Origin of the sequence: Xenorhabdus innexi (assembly GCF_002632485.1) — a bacterium.
Taxonomy (GTDB): domain Bacteria; phylum Pseudomonadota; class Gammaproteobacteria; order Enterobacterales; family Enterobacteriaceae; genus Xenorhabdus; species Xenorhabdus innexi.
In genome coordinates this window covers 1-20,293 of the sequence record NZ_NIBU01000018.1, presented here as the reverse complement: position 1 = coordinate 20,293, position 20,293 = coordinate 1, and the positions used below count along the sequence as shown (strand labels likewise).

The following is a 20,293-nucleotide window of genomic DNA, read 5'->3' as shown; positions in this document are numbered from 1 at the left end:
AGAATCTACTCTTTTTTGGTAATTTTTGTCCTGTTTTTGAACAAAAAATAACGTAAATCAATTCTAAAATAGCATGAAAACACGCCATTATTGAGAAAATTCACAATAGGGGATAACTCCGCAACTTCGTATAGTTAATAGGATTTGTTGAGTTATCCACTGTTCCTGTGGATAACCTTGTGTATTAGGTTTAGACAAGTGGCCTGACACAAGATAATACGCGGCTTGCGCAAGATTTGCTGTTATTCTCTACTTTGATTTTTTTTCATTCAAAATTAAATGGTTATATAAAATCAATTCCTTTCAGTATTTCTTTGTCATTCTTTGCATTATCATTTCAGTAACTAATACGAAAATAAAAAAAACAAAACGGCTATCTGGGGATAAAAATAGACTTATATAATGTTACCGAAGAGTTAATATAACTTTGCGTGATATGTATTATTGGTTGTTTTTTGTCAGATGCTGTTTTTTGAGCGGAGCGGCAAGATTATTTTGCTCATCCACTTGAAGCTGTTTTTTTATCCAGTATTATAAGGGCGTTTTGGTTAGCCTATATATCCTGTGTGTTTTCGGGCTATAACCAATGAATTTCAAGTTGCATCGCGGCGGCAAGGGAATGAATCCCCGGGAGCATAGATAACTATGTGACTGGGGTGAGTGAATGCAGCCAACAAAGAAATAGTTTGAAAGACGAAGGGTATATAACCTGAGAGAGAAAGGATAAAGCCGTGCAATGTTATCGGGTGGAAGATGAGTAAAGAAACGAATAAAGTATTCAGGTTGCATTCTGACTTCGAACCTGGTGGTGACCAGCCAGAAGCCATCCGCAAATTACAGGATGGGCTGGAGGACGGTCTTGCCCATCAGACATTATTAGGGGTCACGGGTTCAGGGAAAACGTTCACCATAGCCAATGTCATCGCAAATATGAACCGGCCAACCATGGTTCTGGCACCCAATAAAACACTGGCAGCCCAGCTCTATAGCGAAATGAAGGAGTTCTTTCCAGAGAATTCTGTCGAATACTTCGTTTCTTATTACGATTATTACCAACCTGAAGCCTATGTTCCCAGCTCCGATACTTTTATCGAAAAAGATGCCTCTGTAAACGAACATATTGAACAGATGCGTTTGTCTGCAACCAAAGCTCTGCTGGAGCGAAGAGATGTGGTTGTGGTGGCCTCTGTTTCCGCTATTTATGGGTTGGGTGACCCTGATAGCTACCTGAAAATGATGCTTCATCTGACAAATGGCATGTTGATCGATCAGCGTTCTATCCTGCGTCGTCTGGCTGAACTGCAATATACGCGCAATGATCAGGCGTTCCAGCGGGGAACATTCCGTGTGCGTGGTGAAGTCATTGATATTTTCCCGGCAGAATCTGATGAACATGCGTTGCGTGTTGAACTGTTTGATGATGAAGTTGAACGTCTTTCCCTGTTTGACCCCCTGACGGGTCAGGTTCAGTACAACGTTCCCCGTTATACGGTCTACCCGAAAACACACTATGTCACACCTCGTGAGCGTATTCTTCAGGCAATAGAAGAGATCAAAATTGAGCTGGATGACAGGCGTAAAGTTCTTCTGGCTTCAGATAAGTTACTGGAGGAGCAGCGCATCACTCAGAGGACGCAATTTGATCTCGAAATGATGAATGAACTGGGGTATTGCTCCGGGATTGAAAACTATTCCCGCTATTTATCCGGTCGTGCACCGGGTGAACCCCCTCCGACTTTATTTGACTATCTGCCTGCGGATGGTTTGCTGGTGGTAGATGAATCCCATGTCACTATCCCACAGCTTGGTGGTATGTACCGGGGAGACCGTTCCCGCAAAGAAACGCTGGTGGAATATGGTTTTCGGTTGCCATCAGCACTGGATAACCGTCCGATGCGCTTTGAAGAGTTTGAGGCACTCGCACCACAAACCATTTATATATCAGCCACACCCGGCAACTATGAACTGGAAAAATCTGGTAATGAAGTGATTGAACAGGTGGTGCGCCCAACCGGTCTGATTGATCCTGAAGTTGAAGTTCGTCCGGTCGCAACTCAGGTGGATGATCTGCTGTCTGAAATCCGTATCCGGGCCGCTAAAAATGAACGGGTATTAGTCACCACGCTGACGAAGCGTATGGCTGAGGATTTAACGGAATATCTGGAAGAACACGGGGAGCGGGTGCGTTACCTTCACTCTGATATTGACACTGTTGAGCGGGTAGAAATTATTCGGGATCTGCGTCTCGGTGAGTTTGATGTGTTGGTGGGTATCAACTTGCTGCGTGAAGGTCTGGATATGCCGGAAGTCTCTTTGGTGGCAATTCTGGATGCTGATAAAGAGGGCTTTCTTCGTTCAGAACGCTCCCTCATTCAGACAATTGGGCGTGCAGCCCGTAATTTGCATGGTAAAGCGATTCTGTATGGTGACAAAATTACTGCTTCTATGGCAAAAGCCATTGATGAAACCGAGCGTCGCCGGGCTAAACAGCAGGCATTTAATGAAGAAAACGGTATCGTACCAAAAGGGTTGAATAAAAAAATTGGCGATATCCTGCAACTTGGTCAGCCGATTAACGGTAAAGGAAAAAGCAGAACCAAAAATAGAAGTAAATCTGACTTGGCGGCTGATGATTTTCATAAATTATCTGCAAAAGAACTGGAGAATAAAATCCGCGAATTGGAAGAAAGAATGTATCAGTATGCCCGTGATCTTGAATTTGAACAGGCAGCTAATATGCGCGATCAGGTTCAGGCCTTGAGAACACAGTTTATCGCTAATTCCTGAGATAATGACCAATAGTTAACTGGAATGGAGAGTGAAATAACATACTCTCCATTGGTGAAATAGCTTTGAATAATAATAACAGTGCTAATCAATAAACTATTATTAACCCAGTTTTTGCAGCGTATCTTCTATTGCCTGCCGTAATAATTCACGATCATGGCGATAAGGAATATCCTGTGCTTCCAAAATCTGCTGTGTAACAATCCGATCATCTAGCTGGCTGATATCCGTGCGTGGGCCAACAATAATGGCACTGATCATTTTGCGGCCGATGGTATTTTCTATCATCTCCAGTTTTTCTTTCAACGAAAGGTCTGCCGCAGCATGGCTGAGTTCTTTGCCTAAATTACCAATATAAATCATATTGGCATTACTGCGTCGCAGGGACTGGGTTAAATCTTCCAGTAACAATAATGGCATCAGGCTGGTAAAGAAACTGCCCGGGCCTATCAGGATCAAATCAGCCTGTTCAATCGCTTCCAGTGCTTCTTTGGTGGCATTAACATGAGGATAAAGCATTAGCTTTTTGGGAACACAATCCAGCTTATCGATATTCACTTCTCCATACACTTCATTGCCCTGAGCATCCACCGCCATTAAGTCAACAGCCTGTTCGGACATCGGGATCAAATGCGCATTTACTTTCAGCAGATTGCGGAGCAGGTTAATTGCCTCAAGCGGGCGGACGCTTAAATGGTCTAACGCCTTTAACATTAAGTTGCCCAGATTATGCCCGGCCAACTCGCCACTACCACCGAATCGATATTCGAACATAGCTGAAGCAATAGTCGGCTCAGTGATCAGCTGATTAAGGCAATTTCGGGTATCACCCCAGGCGATCCCGCCTTCTGAGCGCCTTATTCTTCCGGTCGAGCCTCCATTATCCGTTGTTGTGACAATACCAGTCAGGCGGGCACCAAGAGAGGAGAGAGAAGACATGACACGCCCGAGTCCGTGACCACCACCAAGGGCAACCACACGATCCAAATCGGCTAATGTTCGGTTTCGCATAGGATTCCTGTTACTGAATTAAATGTACTTGAATAAATTTTATGTAATCTACCATAAAATATGATTATTTTAGCAATCGTCATGATTTTATGCGATTTTTATCAGGTATTTCAGAATGTAAGCAGTGTGAATAGTGACACAGGCTGATATTGATGAATTTTTGTAACCCTTTGTATAGTAAAATATATATCGGGGTTGTCGTTAGCTTTTTTTTAATTTAAGGGGTAGAATCCACAATCAGGTTTGGTCATATATGTCGTGATTAATATGATGATCAAATTTGAAACCAACCCCTAGCCTCTGCATCTAAGTCTTTGTTGTATAAATTTTTATTAATTGATTCTATAAATAGAGTTCTATCAAATTAATACCATATCGATATGATGCTTTGGCCGTGGCTCCCGAGTCACCAGGGTGCAAGGCAGAAATGCCCGCATCCCCCATGATTGGAAGGTGTTATAGTGGAACAACTTATCGATACATTTTCCCGCAAGTTTTATTACTTGAGGTTATCGGTTACTGATGTATGCAACTTTCGTTGCACATACTGTCTGCCCAACGGCTACCAGCCTGACAGCAATCAATCTAATAAATCATTTCTCACCTTGCCCGAGATCCGCCGGGTTAGCCGTGCTTTTGCGGAATTAGGCACAGAAAAAATACGTCTGACGGGCGGAGAACCTACTATGCGTCGTGATTTTTGCGACATTATAGCCGCAGTGCATGAAAATCCGCAGATTAAAAAAATTGCTGTTACGACCAACGGCTATCGGATGGAGCGCGATGTTACCCGCTGGAAAGAGGCCGGGCTTACAGCGCTTAATGTGAGTGTGGATAGTCTTGACCCTCGTCAGTTTTATGCTATTACCGGGCAGGATAAATTCTTTCAGATTATGCGTGGCATTGATGCCGCCTTGGAAGCAGGTTTCAGCACCGTCAAAGTGAATGCGGTACTGATGAAAAATATTAATGATACCAGCCTGCCAGCGTTCCTTGACTGGATAAAACACCGCCCGATTCAATTGCGCTTTATTGAGCTGATGGAAACCGGAGAAGGTAGTGAACACTTTCGGCGCTATCATCTTTCCGGTGATGTAATACGCACGCGCTTACTTCAGCAGGGCTGGCAACTACAACAACGGGAACGTAGTGACGGCCCGGCTCAGGTTTTCAGACATGCGGATTATCAGGGTGAAATTGGCCTGATCATGCCGTATGAAAAGAATTTCTGCCAAAGCTGCAATCGCCTGCGTGTCTCTGCCATTGGTAATCTTCATCTATGTTTGTTTGGTGAACAGGGCATTCCATTGCGTGATTTGTTGTTTGATGACGCATCTCTCAACGATTTGAAATTACGTATTCAGGGTGGGTTGAGGCATAAGCGTGAAACTCACTTTTTGCATCAGGGGGATAGTGGTATTACCCCTAATCTTTCTTTCATTGGTGGTTAAAGCATAATTAATACCCAATGGGTTTCGAGTCACATCACGGAAACTTGAAAGACTGAGGGTATATTTTTCAGGAGTGAAAATGTCTCAATTAACGCATATCAATACATCGGGCGAAGCCCATATGGTGGATATTTCTGTCAAAGCGGAAACTATACGGGAGGCCAGAGCAGAAGCCTTTGTCCAAATGCAGGCTGAAACACTGGCGATGATTGTTTCCGGCGATCATCATAAAGGGGATGTTTTTGCAACCGCGCGTATTGCCGGAATTCAGGCCGCAAAACGGACTTGGGAATTAATACCACTGTGCCACCCGTTATTACTCAGCAAAGTCGAAGTTCAATTAGAAGCACAAACTGAACACAATCGGGTCAGAATTGAATCCTGCTGCCGCCTGACAGGGAAGACCGGAGTAGAAATGGAAGCGCTGACAGCCGCCTCCGTTGCTGCACTGACTATTTATGATATGTGCAAAGCAGTGCAAAAAGATATGGTTATCGGGCCGGTACGTCTGCTGGAAAAAAGCGGCGGAAAATCAGGGCACTTTAAGGCAGAAGAGTAAGCAAGGTGAAAGAATGATAAAAGTTCTGTTTTTCGCTCAGGTACGGGAATTGGTAGGCACAGATTCTCTTGAATTACCGAATGACTATCCGACAGTGGCTCACCTTCGCAGGTCATTACTTGAAAAAGGTGAGCGCTGGAAACTGGCATTGGAGGATGGCAAATTGCTGGCAGCCGTGAACCAATCCTTTGTTCATACAGATCACCCGCTGAATGATGGTGATGAAGTAGCATTTTTTCCGCCGGTCACCGGAGGATAAATATGGAAAAGACACGAATCTGTATCCAGCAAGCGGTATTTAACGTCGGTGAGGAATACCAATGGCTGGCGCAATCTGATGAAGATGGCGCAATTGTGACTTTTACGGGTAAAGTTCGTAATCACAATTTGGGGGATAACGTTCAGGCTCTGACTCTGGAACATTATCCGGGGATGACAGAAAACATGTTGCATAAAATCGTTGATGAAGCCCGCCAGCGCTGGCCATTACAACAAGTCAGCATCATTCACCGTATCGGGAAGTTATATCCGGGAGACGAAATTGTCTTTGTTGGCGTAACAGGTGCTCATCGTAGTGCGGCTTTTACTGCCGCCGAATTTCTGATGGATTATTTAAAGACTCAGGCTCCATTCTGGAAAAAAGAATCTCTTAATAATGGCGAACGGTGGGTGGAAGCAAGAGATAGCGATCAAGAAGCGGCAGGCCGTTGGTTAATTTCATGAGATAACATCTTAAAATAGAGTGATAAAGCCTTTTGCGAACTGTATCTAAAACTGAGTAGATAAATAATATATCACTAAAATTGTGATTAATTGGCAGATGGTTTTGTTCATGTTCTATGCTAATGTATAGCACTTGAAACAGATTGTTTACTATTAAACAATCTAACCCCTTCAACATTGTCATAAAAGGTACTCGTCATGGACCGATATCAACGTTCCAATGGTTCGATTGTCCAGCAAGCTGGCTCAGGTATACAAACTTATATGGCACAGGTCTATGGCTGGATGACCTGTGGTCTGTTGTTAACCGCATTTGTTGCCTGGTATGTAGCAAATACTCCCGAAATACGAGATGCCATCTTCAGTAATTCCATCGTGTTTTATGGTCTGGTCATTGCACAACTTGCACTGGTGTTTGTGTTGTCTGGTCTGGTGCATAAAATGAGTGGAGCAGTAGCGACCGGGTTGTTTATGCTCTATTCCATGCTGACCGGCCTGACGATATCCAGCATTTTTGTGGCTTATACCACGGGTTCTATTGCCAGTACTTTCGTCATCTCGGCGGCAATGTTTGGTGCGCTGAGCGTTTATGGTTACACGACCAAGCGTAGCCTGAGTGGTATGGGAAGCTTCCTGTTTATGGGCCTGATTGGTATCGTTCTGGCTTCTCTGGTCAATATCTGGCTGAAAAGTCCGGCGCTGATGTGGGCAATTACCTATATCGGTGTTCTGGTTTTTGCTGGCCTGACTGCTTATGACACTCAAAAACTGAAAGAAATGGGTGCAGAGCTGGATGTTAACGATAAAGAAAACATGCGCAGATACTCTATCACTGGCGCATTAACACTGTATCTGGACTTTATCAACCTGTTCCTGATGCTGCTGCGCATTCTGGGCGATCGTCGTTAATCACTGACTAACAATTTTCTTGTTGTCCTGATATATCAAAGGCTCTGTCAGACAGGGCCTTTTTGCCAAATTTATTTACCTATTTTTCAGCTAATACTTTAAATAACTGGCCTTAAAAACAGGTCATTGGAAAAGAATAAGTGTGTGATGAGTGTGGGACACAAATACGCGCTTTTATCGGAGTATTATTTGTGAATCAAAGCAGTACTGCCACTATTCGTATTTCAGCAAAAGCTATCATTATTCACGACAACCAGATCCTACTCATCAGATATAAATCGGATTCCGATGAATGGTATACCCTGCCGGGGGGAGGACAATTGTTTGGAGAAACATTGACTCAAACATTGATTAGGGAATGTCTTGAAGAGACAACATACGAGATTGAACCTGAACGGTTGGTATTTGTTAGAGAATATATAGGAAACAATCATGAATTTGCTGAGTTTGATAAAGATGTTCATCAAACCGAATTAGTTTTTCTTTCTTCTCTTGCTGATAAAAATCCTGATATCCATAACCTGGATATCAATGCAGATAGGGATCAAATAGGTGCTCAATGGATCAATTTGGAGGATGTTATAAACCTGCCATTATTTCCCGCCGCTCTACGTACTCTGATTGCAGAAAAGCATTTTTCCTCTGATTTTCCTATCTATTTAGGGGATGTGAATTAGAAGCAAAGGCCACGCCAGAAAAGTGGTGCGTACTATCAGTAAATTTGCTTATTCGCAGGGATATGAACCTCAATACCGATGCCAAGTCGATAATTCAGCATCTTTAGCATTGGCAAACGCTTCGGGTTTAACGTTGTTTGGCAAGTGGGAACTGATTTCCCCCGATTCGAAAAACTGAGTAATATTTGGTCGTTAATCAGTTTGTTACCTAGTTTGAAGCAAGCAGTCTTAAATCTTCTTTTTCCCGAGCTGTTTTCAGTGTTCACCAAAACGTAGCTTGCTGAACAGGTATCACGCCAATTTCTTATCCAGAATTCAGGTTAGTATAAGAATAAAAAATTGGCGATCAGATCTTGTTCTTAATATAGAAAGAATAGTTAATGATTACTCTATATTCCATGATCTTCAAGGTGAACTTTAAGTTTTTCTTGGTGGTTGTCATTATTCGGTACGACATCAAACACGCCATTATTACCGAATTGGTCATAGATACTTATATACATGTTGTACCAAGTATCGTGTGTTTTACCAATAGAATCGAATCCCATAAAAATGACGGTAAAACAAAGAGCATTAGCTATTTGTCTAATTTCTATATCTATAGGATGTTTTATATCTAAATTAAACCACTTAGTATTGCCCACAGATACAGTTGTATATTCACCTAATGACCAAAGAAAATGTGCATAATAACGGAAATATCCAGGGCTTATATGATAGAGTTGATGAACTGAATCGAGTGGGCCGCCGAAATTTTCTAATTTTATAATATCCAGTTTCCCATGCTGATCATTGGGTTTAAGAGATACATAGGTATTGAGTTGATTCCAGAAGAAGGTGTCATCCCATTCTTGATGAGTTGCGACAAGTACTTCATTTATATCTAGATCGGACATGTGATAATGTATTTCATTATTCGGTGTTAATTGGATGAATGCCCCCTCTTTTTCCTGATGAGCTGTAGTATATTTACCTTTTGGAGTCTTAACTGATACAGCTATTTGTTTAATTTTATTCTTCGCTCTGGGGGAGCAATATACATAAAAAATCACACTATTTTCTGTTTTATCATGTTGTTGTTTAATACCCGATGAATTTTCTGATACTACTGTAAACTCGTTGGGTTCATTGGTATATGACCAAGTAAAGTTATCATCTTCTTGTGCATTATAAATAAGTTTTTCTTCTGTATTATAGTCAACAAGGTAAATGTGTTCTGAAATGAATTCTCTCGAAATAGAGATTGGATTTCCTGAATGATCAGTTGGTTGTACTTGAATAATCACAGCAACTCTATTTCTTGAGTTAGCAAATATATTAGTGCTATTACCTTCTTTCATGTGAAAAAGTTCTATTTTAATATTATTTAATCCATGCCAATCAGAAGGTTGATAAATTTTTTTAATATTATCCATAAAGCTATCCCCTTAGATTACGGTGTTGTTATTTGTAATAATAAAATTGGTTTTAACTTCTTGTATAACAGATGGAAATATGAATGAATCTTCTTTAATTATATTCTTATGCTATTGGTCACTTAGCTGAGGAAACAGTTATGTTGCAACGACAAGTGCATGAATCTTTGAAGACATAGATAAAAGCTACAATGGTTAGGGTGAGCAATCACTGCCAATAAAGCGGCGCTCTGAAAGGTGAAGGCTATAAAAGAAAAAGACGAAAATATTCACCCTTCTTATTTAGTGTAGAAGGAAAAATCCGCGTATCAATTAATAGGGTAGAAAAATAGTTATTCGGCGGCTTCTTTGCCATCAGGCAATCTTACTTCGAAACAACCGGTAAGCAATTCCGCTTGTTGTGACAATAATCACCAGCAAAGGCCATAAGCTCTGCCAGATAACTGAAAAATCAGCACCTTTTAAATAAATCTGTTTAGTGATGTCAGTAAAGTGCCGAATTGGGTTGATCCACGTTATATCCTGTAACCAAACCGGCATATTCTCAACGGGAGAAATATAACCAGAGAGCAGAATAGCGGGCATCATAAAGACAAAAACACCAATAAAAGCTTGTTGTTGAGTTGAACAAATGGCTGAGATAAGCAGACCAAACCCGACCAGCGACAACCCATAAATCAGGATACAACCATAAAAGAGTAGTAATGAGCCGGAGAAGGGAATTTGGTAACACAATATCCCGATTAACAAAACAATACTGGCCTGAACCGTTGCTACAACTAATGCAGGAATGGCTTTGCCAATGAAGATCTGCCATGTGGTCAGAGGGGAAACCAACAATTGATCCAGTGTTCCCTGTTCTCTTTCGCGAGCTACGGAAAGGGCGGTAACAATAAGTACACCAATAGTTGTGATCATGGCAACCAGAGAGGGAACGACAAACCATTTATAATCCAGATTGGCGTTATACCAGTTACGGATGATCAGTTCGCTGTTATTGAATCCCTGAGTATTACCCTGTAGCTCTTTCTGATAGCTCATCACAATCTGTTGAAGATAGTTAGCAGCAATTTGCGCACTGTTTGAGTTGCGTCCGTCGAGCAGAACCTGAATTGAAGTCGGTGTGTGGCTGGCAATGTGGGCACTGAAATTTTGCGGAAAACGAACCAACAGCAGCGCATCACGGTTATCCAATGTCGGGCGGATCTCTTGCGAATTGTTCAGCATAATGACCTCAGGAAAGGCTTTCGACTTCGCCAGTCGCTGAGTCAATTCAATGGAAGCCTGTCCTTTATCTTCGTCGAAAATCGCAATAGTGGCATTTTTAACTTCCAGTGTTGCAGCCCACGGGAACAGGATCATCTGAAATAGAACGGGTAAGATTAGCGTGGCCCGTGTCTGAGGATCTCGCAGGAGAGACTGTAATTCTTTCATGACAAGTGTATAGAGCCGATGAAACATTGCGCTTTCCTTCTTAATCCAGATGTCGGCGGGTTTTCCATGCAGTCAGGCCAATAAACACGATGGCACTGGCAATTAAAAACAGTAAATTGACCATTAAAACAGTGCCGATATCACCTGCTAAAAATAACGTCTGTAAGCCACTGACAAAATAACGGGCAGGAACAATATAAGTCACTATCTGAATCAGAACCGGCATACTGTTTATTTCAAAGACAAAACCAGAGAGCATAATGGCGGGTAAAAAAGCAACATTCAGCGAAATCATGGCGGCATTAAATTGATTGCGGGTGACTGTTGAGATAAATAGCCCCATGCCCAACGCGGTGGCGAGATAGAGGCTGGAAATTAAAGCCAGTATCCAGAGTGAACCGTGGTAAGGAATACCCATAATAAAGACGGCAAAGACCATGCAAAGCACCATCACGAAAGAACCGAGCACCTGATAGGGCAGTAATTTGGAAAGTAATAATTCGGTTCGGGTAACCTGAGTGGATAAAAGAGCTTCCATTGTTCCCCGCTCCCATTCACGTGCGACCACCAGAGAAGTAAGGATTGCACCAACGACTGTCATAATAATTGAAATCGCACCGGGAATTAGGAAGTGCTGGCTGATTGCTGCCGGGTTAAACCAGTAGCGGATCTGCATATCAATCAATGGTGTTGTTGATATGCCCTGATTTTGCCCTCGCTGCTGCAACCAGATTTGCCAGATGCCCTTAGCGTAGCCCTGCACAAAATTGGCTGTATTCGGTTCACTGCCATCTGTGATCACCTGAATGGGAGCATAATCACCCATTCGGGCAAGCTGCGCATCAAAGTTAACCGGTATGACAATAATGCCGCGAATTTCACCAGCCTGTATTTTATTGATCAAAAGCTGGCGATTATTGCTGATCGTGGCATCAATATAAGGTGAGCCTGTAAACGCATGAACCAATTCCTGAGCATCTTTGCTTTGTTGCTCCATCAGAATCCCGAGACGCAGTTTGCTGGAATCAAGGTTAATGCCATAGCCAAAGATAAACAGCAGCATAAGAGGAATAACAACGGCAATTAAGGTACTGCTGGGATCGCGGATAATCTGTTTACTTTCTTTAATACAAAGTGCTTTTAAGCGTAGCCATGAAAAACCGGCTACTTTTGGGTGCGGATGAATTTGATCAGGATCAGCATTGTTTCGTTCATTGCGACTCATTGCGGCTCCTTATCGTCGTTAACTGGATCGTAATTAACTACAAGATCGATAAAAACATCTTCCATTGAAGGATTAGGGCGGTCAGTGGTTGATATCTGTTTTTTCAATTCATCGGGAGTACCTGTAGCAATTAATTTTCCTCGAAAAACCAGCCCGATACGGTCACAATACTCTGCTTCATCCATGAAATGTGTTGTGACCATCACAGTAACACCTTTATCCACCATGCCGTTGATATGCAGCCAGAATTCGCGGCGGGTCAGAGGATCAACTCCTGAAGTCGGCTCATCCAGAAACAGAATATCCGGCTCATGCATCAGGGCACAGGCAAGGGCCAGGCGCTGTTTAAAACCGAGCGGCAGGCTGTCGGTGGTTTGATGCAGAATGGGCTTCAGACTAAAAGCGCTGATCATTTCTGCCATTTTTTTCTGTTGATGACGACCATTTAAACCGTAAACACCGGAAAAGAATTTCAGGTTTTGTTCCACGGTTAAATCACCATAGAGTGAGAATTTTTGCGCCATATAACCAAGATGCTGGCGTGCCTGACCTGAACCGGTTTTTAAATCCATATTCAGCACTAACGCATTACCATGCGTCGGGAGCATTAACCCGCACATCATTTTGAATGTCGTCGATTTTCCGGCTCCGTTAGGCCCCAGCAAACCGAAGATTTCACCACGTTTCACCTGAAAGTTCACATGATCGGTCGCGGCAAAATCGCCGAATTTTTTTGTCAGATTACGGGCTTCTATTACAGTTTCTGTCGGATTGGGCGGGATCTGCGGCATGATTTCTGCCAATTCGGAGCGGCGGGAAGGGATGCCACCCAAGAGATCGATAAAGGCATCTTCAAAACGCGGTTCGGCATCCAGAATATTTATGCCGGGCATTCCTATTTGTTGGAGTAGCTCAGTGTGGTCAGCATCGGCTTTTAATATCAGGCGAAGATATCGACCCTGAATCACGCCATCGGTAACTTGTGGCAAGGTGAGTGCATGTTGCAGGGTTTTCCGGCGGATATCCGGTTCGATATCAAGCAGAAAAGATCGCCCGGCAATGCCTTGAGTGAGTTGCTGCGGCTGACCGCGATAAAGTAACTCCCCCTGATTCATTAATAAAACATCAGGGCAAAGTTCAGCCTCATCTAAATAAGAGGTGCTCCATAGAATCAGCATTCCATCGGAAGCCAGTTCATGCACCATTTGCCATAATTCCCGCCGGGCAATAGGATCGACACCGACGCCGGGTTCATCAAGCAATAAGACTTGCGGGCTGCCGACCAATGTACAGGCAAGCCCCAATTTCTGTTTCATTCCACCGGAAAGTTTGCCTGCTAATCTGCCGGTAAAGCGGGTTAACTCAGTGAAAGTCAGTAGCTTTTGGAAAGTGGATTGCCGTGCGTCGCCAAGTACACCATGTAGATCCGCATATAAATTGAGATTTTCCTGCACGGTTAAGTCTTCATACAGACCAAACTTTTGTGGCATATAACCCAGTTTAGAACGAACCTCGACACTGTTTTTAATAGGGTCTAGCCCCATGATTTCAATATTGCCGTTATCCGGTTTCAGTAACCCGGCCAACATTCGTATCAGTGTGGTTTTTCCGGCGCCATCCGGGCCGACAAGCCCGGTTACAGAACCTCCGAACAGTTCTGCATTTAGCCGCGATACGGCCGGAATTTCTAATCCCGGGAACGTCTTTTCCACACCGTTCAGTTTTATTGTATAGGCTGAACTGGTCATATTAGCGCCTACTTTTTCGTGTCTGTAAAACGTGAATCAGTAAAGCGTAACGTAACGGGCATTCCTTGCTTTAACCCTGCATCAGGGTCACTGACAATAATACGCAGGCGATAAACCAAGTCTGTTCTTAAGTCGGGAGTTTCAACATTTTTCGGGGTAAATTCAGCGGTCGGGGAAACAAAACCGATTTTGCCGTGGTAAGGCTGATTTTTTCGTCCATCAGTATAAATCAGGATATCCCGCCCAGCTGTTGCCTGACTGAGATTAGGCTCATCAATATACGCCCTGATCCAGACAGGATGAGTCAGTGATAGCGTAAAAACAGTATTTCCGGCGGCCAGAATAGTTCCCGGCTCAATCGCTCTGGTAAGAATAACCCCAGAGGAGGGGGAAATAAGATGAGTATCCTGTAAATTGAGTTCAGCCTGAGCAACCGCTGCTTCAGCCTGAGCAAACTGGGCTTTGGCAGATGCTATATCTTCTTTACGATTTCCGGCTTCAAACTGACGTAATTTATCTTTCGCTGCCTGATAAGCTGCCAATGCCTGACGTTGCCCTGTTCTGGCATTTTCCAGATCGTTGGCGGCAATCATTTTGCGTTGCCATAATTCCTGCTGGCGTTTCAGAAAGCTGTCAGCAAAGCGGAATGCTGACTCTTTCTGGGCGACTTCAGCGCGTACCTGCGCAATTTCTTCCGAACGATAACCCGCTTCTGCTTTGATCAGGTTTGCTCTGGCAGCATCGCGATTGGCTTTTGCCTGATTCAGTGCGTTGATAAAAGGGGAATTATTGAGCTGACCCAGAAGCTGGCCTTCGGTGATGGTGTCTCCCTCATCCACTTGCAGGGTTTCCAGTTTGCCATTGACCCGAAACCCAAGGTTGACCGTTCTGATATCAACATTGCCATACAGGGTTAATTCTTTGTCATTTCGCTCCTGATAATAGTAAATACCAATGACACCAGTAATAATGATGATCGCTAACAGGACAAGAGCAAACTTTTTAGTGTTCATACTACTATCCTTTATGCATTATTAAATTTTCAGGTCGTACTGCGTTGGGTTATTTTTCCTTCAGGCCATTCAGTAATATATTAATATGCTGAGTTAAAACCTGATTAATTAACTCGTATTCTCTGGTACTGATATTATCCCAACCGGTCTGACGTAATAGTGCTTCTCGCGCCAACCGGAAAGAGAGAATTTCCCCTAATAAGGCATGTGTGTGGATTTGGGTGGAAACTTTGCCTTCATCAGCCCCGATATAATGGGCGATCAGTTTATTCAGACGGGAATAAATCGGAGCAAGCCCCTGTTCATGGATAACGCTATAAGCCTCTGTAGGGGTTAATTGCTCATGTGATATAATGCGGCTGAGATTAAGGCTGCTTTTATCGAAAATAAGATGGTTATAGCTAATCAGCCCCTGATGAATAAATGCCAGTATTCGATCTTGCGGATAAGGTTGAGGTATGGTGATAAAGAATTGGTCAATAGACTCAATCAACTGGGAAAATTCGGCTTTCAGTCTGTCTGCAATATGTTGTGCGACTGCAAGGTATAACCCTTCTTTAGAACCAAAATAATAAGCAATGGCAGCAATGTTCTGTTTTGCGTGTTGGGCGATATTGCGGGTGGTTGCGCCTTCCAGACCTAATTTACCAAAGATCTCTAACCCGGATTCAAGAAGTTGCTGTTTAGCCTGTTCGCCTCGTGAAGTTTGAGCCGTTTTTGCTGCCATATTGGAAAATATCCTGTGATAAGAACCAGTAAAAAATGGTTATAAATAAATCAATCGTGTGATTAACTTTAAAACTAAAGCAACCTGATGTAAAGATGACATAAATTTACCTACGTTGCATGCTGTTTGAAAAAACATATCTGTTATAATGCCGCTCCTATGGTGCATTGCAGTTTATGTAATTTCTATGCGGTTTATCGCGTCTTTTCTCTTCCCATAAAACTGCCCCTGAATTGATATCAGGAATGGTGAAGTCTGGAGTATTTCTTATTTATGAATTTTGAGTCACTCGGCTTGAAGGCTGATATTTTGCGTGCCATTGAAGAACAGGGATACGCAGAGCCTACCCCTATTCAGCAACAGGCAATTCCTGTCGTGTTGTCCGGTAAAGATCTGTTGGCGAGCGCCCAGACCGGAACGGGGAAAACAGCGGGTTTTACCTTGCCTGTCTTACAGTTATTGAGTGAATCCCCCATTCAATCTAAAGGGCGTCGTCCGGTCAGGGCTTTAATCCTGACACCAACCCGCGAGCTGGCGGCACAAGTGGGGGAAAATGTCCGCAATTACAGCAAATATCTCCGTCTGCGCTCTTTTGTGGTATTTGGCGGGGTCAGTATCAATCCGCAAATGATGAAATTGCGTGGTGGAGTCGATATTTTAGTTGCTACACCGGGGCGTTTGCTGGATTTAGAACACCAAAATGCCGTAGATCTGTCTCACGTTGAAATTCTGATTCTGGATGAAGCGGATCGCATGTTGGATATGGGTTTTATTCACGATATTCGCCGGGTTCTGAATAAACTGCCTGCCAAACGTCAGAATCTGCTATTTTCAGCAACATTCTCGGATGAAATCAAAAATCTTGCCAATAAATTGCTGCGTGATCCGGTCAGTGTAGAAGTTGCCCGCCGCAATTCAGCTTCTGAACAGATTGAACAGGCTGTTCATTTTGTCGATAAGAAACGCAAAGGAGAATTGCTTTCTTATATGATTGGTCGTCAGGACTGGCAGCAGGTACTGGTATTTACCCGTACTAAACATGGTGCAAACCGTTTGGCAGAGCAGCTTAATAAAGACGGTGTTACTGCGGCAGCTATTCATGGCAATAAAAGTCAGGGAGCCAGAACCCGTGCATTGGCTGATTTTAAAAGCGGGCAGATACGGGTGTTAGTTGCAACGGATATTGCTGCCCGTGGGTTGGATATCGATCAGCTACCTCATGTTGTTAACTATGAGTTACCGAATGTTGCAGAAGATTATGTGCATCGTATCGGCCGTACCGGTCGTGCAGAAGCAACCGGGCAGGCAATATCTCTGGTCTGCGTTGATGAACATAAGTTATTGAAAGATATTGAACGCCTGCTGAAACGGGAAATTCCGCGTATCACTACACCCGGCTATGAACCCGACCCTTCGATTAAAGCAGAGCCTATTCAGAATGGTCGCAACGGGCGCAGTAGTCAGCCCCGGGGTCAGCGTGCCAACGATAAACAAGGCGCTAACCGACAAAATCAGGGGCACCCACGCAACAATAAGAGTGTCTGGGCAAAAAATACCTCATCACAGAAACCTCGCCAGCGCAGGCCAGCTAAAGCGGTAGCAGGAGAGTAATCAATGCGCGTTTTGCTGGCTCCGATGGAAGGTGTTCTGGATTCACTGGTCAGGGAATTGCTGAGTGAGGTCAACGATTATGATCTCTGTATTACGGAATTCCTGCGAGTAGTTGATAGTTTACTGCCAGTAAGGTCTTTTTATCGCTTGTGTCCTGAACTGTATCGCCAAAGCAGGACACCATCGGGAACACCGGTCAGGATACAGCTTTTAGGGCAAGATCCGTCATGGCTGGCTGAAAATGCAGTCAGAGCGGTGGAGTTGGGTTCGTGGGGAATTGATTTAAATTGTGGCTGTCCTTCTAAAACCGTTAATGGTAATGGCGGGGGAGCCACATTATTGAAAGATCCTGAGCTTATCTACCGTGGAGCCAAAGCCATGCGGGAAGCTGTGCCAGCAGAATTACCGGTTACCGTCAAAGTCCGTCTGGGGTGGGATTCCGGCAGCCGTCAGTTTGAGATTGCAGATGCTGTTCAGCAGGCAGGTGCAACTGAGCTGGTTGTACACGGACGTACCAAAGAAGATGGCTATAAAGCAGAACGCATAAATTGGCAGGCGATTGGCGAGATCCGCCGTCGCCTGACCATTCCGGTTATTGCAAATGGTGAAATATGGGACTGGCACAGTGCACAGGAATGTATCAGAGTCACCGGATGTGATGCTGTGATGATTGGCCGTGGTGCACTGCATGTGCCTAATTTAAGCCGTGTGATTAAATTTAATGAACCGAAAATGCCGTGGCATGGAGTGCTCCGGTTATTGCTGAAGTATACTCTTTTGGAAAAACAGGGGGATACCGGTTTATATCATGTTGCCCGTATTAAGCAATGGCTGGGTTATCTACGCAGAGAATACAATGAAGCTGATGAGTTATTTATGCAAATCAGGGCATTAAAAACTTCATCGGTTATAGCTGAAGTTATTGCTCGAGCCGTAGAGAGCGATATATATGTAAATGATAATATATTGGCATAGTTAACGTATTTTCACCTATCGATCAGTTTCCACAATGATAAGCGATTATTATATTATCGTTATTGTTCCCTATTCTGAAAGATGCTACATATTGAGGGTTGCTTGTTTTTTATTTCATGGGCAAATCGTCCGAGTTGATGGCTTCTTCAGTTGCATTGTCACAAATCCGGTAATTTGTTCCATGGGGCACTTCTTTATATTCTGCTGATGTATTCATCATAGAGTGCTGAAACCAGTCTGGAGAAGTGTCCATTTCATTATGACCTTACTTTGTAATTCAATGAAGGAAATGACAATGAAATTAGAAACACTGTCCGTTCATGCCGGTTATTCTCCTGATCCTACCACCAAAGCTGTTGCAGTCCCTATCTATCAGACAACGTCTTATGCTTTCGATGATTCACAACACGGCGCTGATTTATTTGATTTAAAAGTTGAAGGCAACATTTACACCCGCATTATGAACCCGACCAATGATGTACTGGAAAAACGTATCGCTGCTCTAGAAGGTGGAGTGGGTGCGCTTGCTGTTGCTTCTGGTATGTCTGCAATCACCTATGCTATTCAGACAATTACCGGTCTGGGCGATAACATTGTTTCTGTAGCAAAATTGTATGGTGGAACTTATAACTTAATGGCACATCATTTCCCGAATATCGGGATTGAAGTGCGCTTCGTTGATCATGACGATCTTACTGCTCTTGAAGCGATGATTGATGAAAAAACCAAAGCTGTTTTTTGTGAAACGATCTCCAATCCAAGTGGAAATATTGTTGATATCCGGGCAGTTGCTGATATTGCTCATCGGCATGGTATTCCACTAATTGTCGATAATACAGTTGCAACACCCTATTTATGTCGTCCGTTTGAACATGGGGCAGATATTATTATCCACTCTCTGACCAAGTATATTGGCGGTCATGGGAATTCTATTGGTGGAATAGTGGTTGATTCTGGCAAATTTCCCTGGATAGCGCATCAGGATCGTTTTACAGTTTTAAATACACCAGACCCTTCTTATCATGGTATAAATTATCTCGAACATTTTGGCGCTGCGGCATTTATTGCGCGCTGCCGAGTCGGACAACTACGCAGTACTGGTGCGGCACTTTCCCCTTTTAATACCTTTTTGATCCTACAGGGGCTTGAAACACTAGCTCTTCGTATGGAACGCCATACTGAAAATGCCCTGAAAGTTGCTCAGTATCTGGAGCAACATCCTCAGGTTTCCTGGGTTAAATATGCAGGATTAGCGACACACCCTGAGTACGATCTGGCTGTTCGTTATATGAATGGTAAGCCTTCTGCTATCCTGTCTTTCGGGATTGAGGGAGGGGAAAAAGCAGCGATATGTTTTATTGATGCCCTGCAACTTATTACACGTTTGGTTAATATTGGTGATGCAAAATCACTGGCCTGTCACCCTGCATCCACAACTCATCGCCAATTAAATGAAGAAGAATTGATAAAAGCCGGAGCAGCACGGGATTTGATCCGCTTATCCATCGGAATCGAACACAGTGATGACATTATTGCAGATCTGGCACAGGCATTGGATAAGGCAAAATAATTTAAATAGCCGCTCTCATCCTACGGTAACCCCGGTGACATAATTATGTATGTCATCGGGGGTTCAATGATGAAATTTAGATGCAACTCGATCTTCAGCAGGCATATAGAATTCATATTATTATAATATCCGGGTTATTTTTCCACTCAGTAGGATTCATAATCTCCCCACTCTGAGCATCCATAAGTTTAAGGTTGAGATTATTATGTGACTTCTCACCACCCTATCGGGCGATGCTTCTTATTTCGTTAGCCGTTGCTCGATAGTATCGAGACTTACGCAGCTTCCATAAGCAGAAACGACCGTCCAGCCGCCTTTAATTCCAGAATGCCTTTATCACGGATATTGAGAGCCGCGTTTAAGTCGCGGTCTATATCCATAGTGCCACAAGATGGACAATCCCACTGACGAACCGACAAAGGCATATCTTCCGTTTTATGACCGCAACAATGACAAGT

At 43.4% G+C, this 20,293-nt stretch carries 18 protein-coding genes, 1 pseudogene and 1 riboswitch; of the genes and pseudogenes, 10 read left to right on the top strand and 9 right to left on the bottom strand.

Going from position 1 to position 20,293, the window contains the following annotated elements:
* The first annotated feature begins 753 nt into the window (after positions 1 to 753).
* Complete coding sequence (gene uvrB, locus Xinn_RS09395) at positions 754 to 2,787, top strand: excinuclease ABC subunit UvrB (protein ID WP_086953729.1); 2,034 nt, start codon at positions 754 to 756, stop codon at positions 2,785 to 2,787.
* Positions 2,788 to 2,889: 102 nt separating this feature from the next.
* Here uvrB and Xinn_RS09390 read toward each other — a convergent pair whose 3' ends face one another.
* Positions 2,890 to 3,798 (bottom strand): gluconeogenesis factor YvcK family protein, encoded by a 909-nt coding sequence (locus Xinn_RS09390; protein WP_086953728.1) that lies wholly within the window; start codon positions 3,796 to 3,798, stop codon positions 2,890 to 2,892.
* Positions 3,799 to 4,076: 278 nt separating this feature from the next.
* Positions 4,077 to 4,270: riboswitch (molybdenum cofactor riboswitch) on the top strand.
* Here Xinn_RS09390 and moaA point away from each other — a divergent pair.
* From moaA to Xinn_RS09360, 6 genes are all read left to right on the top strand, one after another.
* Positions 4,257 to 5,249: a GTP 3',8-cyclase MoaA gene (gene moaA, locus Xinn_RS09385; protein ID WP_186435689.1), complete on the top strand. Its 993-nt coding sequence runs from the start codon at positions 4,257 to 4,259 to the stop codon at positions 5,247 to 5,249. It overlaps the preceding riboswitch by 14 nt.
* 79 nt (positions 5,250 to 5,328) lie before the next feature.
* Positions 5,329 to 5,808: a cyclic pyranopterin monophosphate synthase MoaC gene (gene moaC, locus Xinn_RS09380; protein WP_086953726.1), complete on the top strand. Its 480-nt coding sequence runs from the start codon at positions 5,329 to 5,331 to the stop codon at positions 5,806 to 5,808.
* A 13-nt stretch (positions 5,809 to 5,821) separates the two neighbouring features.
* On the top strand, positions 5,822 to 6,067 hold the full coding sequence (moaD, locus tag Xinn_RS09375) for a molybdopterin synthase sulfur carrier subunit (protein WP_086953725.1): 246 nt from the start codon (positions 5,822 to 5,824) through the stop codon (positions 6,065 to 6,067).
* A 2-nt stretch (positions 6,068 to 6,069) separates the two neighbouring features.
* On the top strand, positions 6,070 to 6,531 hold the full coding sequence (gene moaE, locus Xinn_RS09370; protein ID WP_086953724.1) for a molybdopterin synthase catalytic subunit MoaE: 462 nt from the start codon (positions 6,070 to 6,072) through the stop codon (positions 6,529 to 6,531).
* Between the two features lie 198 nt (positions 6,532 to 6,729).
* A complete protein-coding gene (locus tag Xinn_RS09365) occupies positions 6,730 to 7,440 on the top strand; it encodes a Bax inhibitor-1/YccA family protein (RefSeq protein WP_086953723.1) in 711 nt (236 codons plus the stop codon).
* 191 nt (positions 7,441 to 7,631) lie between these two features.
* Complete coding sequence (locus Xinn_RS09360; protein ID WP_086956456.1) at positions 7,632 to 8,117, top strand: NUDIX domain-containing protein; 486 nt, start codon at positions 7,632 to 7,634, stop codon at positions 8,115 to 8,117.
* A 389-nt stretch (positions 8,118 to 8,506) separates the two neighbouring features.
* Here the strand turns inward: Xinn_RS09360 and Xinn_RS09350 are convergent, their stop codons facing one another.
* From Xinn_RS09350 to Xinn_RS09325, 6 genes are all read right to left on the bottom strand, one after another.
* Positions 8,507 to 9,532: a hypothetical protein gene (locus tag Xinn_RS09350; RefSeq protein ID WP_086953722.1), complete on the bottom strand. Its 1,026-nt coding sequence runs from the start codon at positions 9,530 to 9,532 to the stop codon at positions 8,507 to 8,509.
* Positions 9,533 to 9,886: 354 nt separating this feature from the next.
* The gene (locus Xinn_RS09345; protein WP_086953721.1) at positions 9,887 to 10,993 is read right to left on the bottom strand and encodes an ABC transporter permease; all 1,107 of its coding nucleotides are present in this window, start codon (positions 10,991 to 10,993) and stop codon (positions 9,887 to 9,889) included.
* Between the two features lie 13 nt (positions 10,994 to 11,006).
* Positions 11,007 to 12,191, bottom strand: a complete 1,185-nt coding sequence (locus Xinn_RS09340) for an ABC transporter permease (protein WP_086953720.1) — start codon at positions 12,189 to 12,191, stop codon at positions 11,007 to 11,009.
* Entirely contained in the window at positions 12,188 to 13,939 is a 1,752-nt protein-coding gene (locus tag Xinn_RS09335) for an ATP-binding cassette domain-containing protein (RefSeq protein WP_086953719.1), read from the bottom strand. The genes Xinn_RS09340 and Xinn_RS09335 overlap by 4 nt, the downstream gene beginning before the upstream one ends.
* An 8-nt stretch (positions 13,940 to 13,947) precedes the next feature.
* On the bottom strand, positions 13,948 to 14,952 hold the full coding sequence (gene hlyD, locus Xinn_RS09330; protein ID WP_086953718.1) for a secretion protein HlyD: 1,005 nt from the start codon (positions 14,950 to 14,952) through the stop codon (positions 13,948 to 13,950).
* A 49-nt stretch (positions 14,953 to 15,001) separates the two neighbouring features.
* Positions 15,002 to 15,679: a CerR family C-terminal domain-containing protein gene (locus Xinn_RS09325; protein WP_086953717.1), complete on the bottom strand. Its 678-nt coding sequence runs from the start codon at positions 15,677 to 15,679 to the stop codon at positions 15,002 to 15,004.
* Positions 15,680 to 15,952: 273 nt separating this feature from the next.
* Between Xinn_RS09325 and rhlE the strand changes: the two genes are divergently transcribed.
* Both rhlE and dusC read left to right on the top strand, forming a co-directional pair.
* Positions 15,953 to 17,290, top strand: coding sequence for an ATP-dependent RNA helicase RhlE (rhlE, locus tag Xinn_RS09320; protein WP_086953716.1), 1,338 nt, complete (start codon positions 15,953 to 15,955; stop codon positions 17,288 to 17,290).
* A gap of 3 nt (positions 17,291 to 17,293) precedes the next feature.
* Entirely contained in the window at positions 17,294 to 18,265 is a 972-nt protein-coding gene (dusC, locus tag Xinn_RS09315; RefSeq protein ID WP_086953715.1) for a tRNA dihydrouridine(16) synthase DusC, read from the top strand.
* A 109-nt stretch (positions 18,266 to 18,374) separates the two neighbouring features.
* Here dusC and Xinn_RS21985 read toward each other — a convergent pair whose 3' ends face one another.
* Complete coding sequence (locus Xinn_RS21985) at positions 18,375 to 18,518, bottom strand: hypothetical protein (protein ID WP_169923559.1); 144 nt, start codon at positions 18,516 to 18,518, stop codon at positions 18,375 to 18,377.
* A gap of 42 nt (positions 18,519 to 18,560) precedes the next feature.
* Here Xinn_RS21985 and Xinn_RS09310 point away from each other — a divergent pair, with 42 nt between their 5' ends.
* Positions 18,561 to 19,835 carry a bifunctional O-acetylhomoserine aminocarboxypropyltransferase/cysteine synthase gene (locus Xinn_RS09310; RefSeq protein WP_086953714.1) on the top strand — a complete coding sequence of 425 codons (1,275 nt, stop codon included), beginning with the start codon at positions 18,561 to 18,563 and terminating at the stop codon, positions 19,833 to 19,835.
* 240 nt (positions 19,836 to 20,075) lie between these two features.
* On the opposite strand, the pseudogene Xinn_RS09305 reads toward Xinn_RS09310, so the two are convergent.
* Positions 20,076 to 20,293: pseudogene (locus tag Xinn_RS09305) on the bottom strand (zinc ribbon domain-containing protein); the annotation flags it as partial.

Excerpts from the sequence above, each read along its gene's own strand:
- uvrB (WP_086953729.1), top strand. The coding sequence starts at position 754 with ATGAGTAAAGAAACGAATAAAGTATTCAGGTTGCATTCTGACTTCGAA.
- Xinn_RS09390 (WP_086953728.1), bottom strand. The coding sequence starts at position 3,798 with ATGCGAAACCGAACATTAGCCGATTTGGATCGTGTGGTTGCCCTTGGT.
- moaC (WP_086953726.1), top strand. The coding sequence starts at position 5,329 with ATGTCTCAATTAACGCATATCAATACATCGGGCGAAGCCCATATGGTG.
- moaD (WP_086953725.1), top strand. The coding sequence starts at position 5,822 with ATGATAAAAGTTCTGTTTTTCGCTCAGGTACGGGAATTGGTAGGCACA.
- moaE (WP_086953724.1), top strand. The coding sequence starts at position 6,070 with ATGGAAAAGACACGAATCTGTATCCAGCAAGCGGTATTTAACGTCGGT.
- Xinn_RS09365 (WP_086953723.1), top strand. The coding sequence starts at position 6,730 with ATGGACCGATATCAACGTTCCAATGGTTCGATTGTCCAGCAAGCTGGC.
- Xinn_RS09350 (WP_086953722.1), bottom strand. The coding sequence starts at position 9,532 with ATGGATAATATTAAAAAAATTTATCAACCTTCTGATTGGCATGGATTA.
- Xinn_RS09345 (WP_086953721.1), bottom strand. The coding sequence starts at position 10,993 with ATGTTTCATCGGCTCTATACACTTGTCATGAAAGAATTACAGTCTCTC.
- Xinn_RS09340 (WP_086953720.1), bottom strand. The coding sequence starts at position 12,191 with ATGAGTCGCAATGAACGAAACAATGCTGATCCTGATCAAATTCATCCG.
- Xinn_RS09335 (WP_086953719.1), bottom strand. The coding sequence starts at position 13,939 with ATGACCAGTTCAGCCTATACAATAAAACTGAACGGTGTGGAAAAGACG.
- hlyD (WP_086953718.1), bottom strand. The coding sequence starts at position 14,952 with ATGAACACTAAAAAGTTTGCTCTTGTCCTGTTAGCGATCATCATTATT.
- Xinn_RS09325 (WP_086953717.1), bottom strand. The coding sequence starts at position 15,679 with ATGGCAGCAAAAACGGCTCAAACTTCACGAGGCGAACAGGCTAAACAG.
- rhlE (WP_086953716.1), top strand. The coding sequence starts at position 15,953 with ATGAATTTTGAGTCACTCGGCTTGAAGGCTGATATTTTGCGTGCCATT.
- dusC (WP_086953715.1), top strand. The coding sequence starts at position 17,294 with ATGCGCGTTTTGCTGGCTCCGATGGAAGGTGTTCTGGATTCACTGGTC.
- Xinn_RS21985 (WP_169923559.1), bottom strand. The coding sequence starts at position 18,518 with ATGGACACTTCTCCAGACTGGTTTCAGCACTCTATGATGAATACATCA.
- Xinn_RS09310 (WP_086953714.1), top strand. The coding sequence starts at position 18,561 with ATGAAATTAGAAACACTGTCCGTTCATGCCGGTTATTCTCCTGATCCT.